Here is a 2142-nt window from a genome sequence, read left to right on the forward strand (position 1 = left end):
TCGGACGACCCGTCGAACCCGACGTGAAAATCACATACGCCGTATTCGACGACCGCACCGGACCCAGACGATCCACATCCGTCACCGGCGCGGCATCGAAACCACTCGTATCGACGGTATCCAGCGCCAGGATCGGCAGATCTGCGAGCACCGCGGGAAGGTCCGCGCTACCCGGAACCAGGCCGACGGCCTGTGCATCGGCGGTGGTGGACAGCAGGCACACCGGTGCCGCGGTCTCCAGGATGTAGCCGATCCGCTCGGCCGGATGTGCCGGATCCAGCGGCACATACGCACCACCGGCGGCGACCACCGCGTACATACCGACCACCAGGTCGATCGACCGCGATACCAGCAGCCCGACCAAAGACTCCGGACCGACGCCCTCCGCGATCAGCAACCGCGCCAGGCGGTTGACCCGTTCGGAGAACTCGGCGTAGGACAGACCTGTCCCCTCGAAGGTGACCGCGATTCGATCGGGATGCGCGAGCGCCATCCGCTCGAAACCGTCCAGCAGCAAACCACCCGGCAGTGCCTGCCGGGTCTCGTTCCACTGCTCCAGCACCCGGACCCGCTCCGCCGGAGCGAGAATCTCCAGATCGCCCACCGCACCGGACGGATCCGCCACGATCGCACCGAGCAGGCGCACGAACCGGTCGGCGAACCCGCGCACGGTGGCCGCATCGAACAGCGCCGTGGCGTAGGTCAGGAACCCGGACACGCCGCCGGGTTCGCCGGATTCGTCGTAGGAATCGCTCAGGATCAGGTTGAGGTCGAACTGGGAGATCTCCACGTCCACGTCGACATCGGAGATCGTCAATCCCTGCAGTTCCAGGCTCGACTGGGCCAGGTTCTGGAAAGTGAGGCCCACCTGGAACAGCGGATGCCGCGAGGCGGATCGAGTCGGGTTCAGGGCCTCGACAAGACGCTCGAACGGCACATCGGCGTGGGCGAAGGCTTGGATATCCGCCTGACGTTGGGTCGCCAGCGTCTCCGTGAACGACGCACCACGATCCAGCTGGGTCCGGAACACCAGCGTGTTGACGAACATACCGATCAGATCGTCGAGAGCCTGCTCGCCACGACCCGCCACCGGTGTACCCACGGTGATGTCGTCACTGCCCGACAGCCGCGCCAGCAGCACGGCGAAGGCCGCGTGCATCACCATGAAGAGGGTCGCGCCCTGCTCCTGCGCCAGCCGCTGCAACCCGGTATGGAGTTCGGCGTCGATATCGATCCGCGCCCGGCCACCGGCGAACGACTGAACGGCCGGACGCGGCCGGTCGGCCGGTAGGTCCAGCTGATCCGGTATGCCCGCCAGCGCCGACTTCCAGTATCCGATCTGCTGCGCCGCCAGCGATTCGGGATCGTCTTCCGAGCCCAGCAGCTCCCGTTGCCAGATGCTGTAATCGCCGTACTGGACCGCCAGCGGTGCCCATCCGGGTGCCGCGCCCGCGGCGCGGGCGGCGTAGGCGGTCATCACATCACGCGTCAGCGGTCCCGCCGAGGAACCGTCGGCCGCGATATGGTGCACGACCATCGCCAGGACGAATTCGCCGGCCGCATCCGCTATCTCCAGCAGTGCCACCCGCAGCGGCACCTCGGAGGTCACATCGAAACCACCGGCGGTCAGCTCCGCTATCGCCGCCGCGATCTCGCCGGCGGCCACCTGCCGCGCCTCGAGCCGCGGCGCGCTCTGGCCGACCGGAATCACCAGCTGGACCGGACCGGAGTCGGTCTCCGGGTAGATCGTCCGCAGCACCTCGTGCCGTGCCACCAGATCGGCGACCGCGGCACACAGGGCGTCCACATCGAGATCGCCGGAGAGCCGGATGGCCATCGGGATGTTGTAGGCGTTCGACTGCTGATCGAAGCGGTTGAGGAACCACATCCGCTGCTGCGCCAGCGACAGCGGCGCGGCGGCCACGGTCTCACCGGACAGCAGAGTCTGTTCCGGACGCACCTGCGGCACCAGCTCCACGCGCCCGCCGGCCGCGGAATGCTCCTGGACCCGGGCGGCCAGTGCCGTCACCGTGGAGGCCTCGAACAGGACCCGGACCGGGACCTGCGCGTCCAGCCCGGCACCAAGACGCGCGGCGACCTGGGTCGCGATCAGCGAGTTACCACCCAGCGCGAAGAAATCGT

General features: G+C 68.0%; 1 protein-coding gene. It reads right to left on the minus strand.

What is annotated here, in order from left to right:
• Positions 1-2142, minus strand: a 2142-nt coding sequence (locus ACWDU1_RS31815) for a condensation domain-containing protein (RefSeq protein ID WP_450004123.1), incomplete at both ends; no start/stop codon positions are given.

The sequence above is a fragment of the Nocardia sp. NPDC003345 genome (assembly GCF_053589395.1).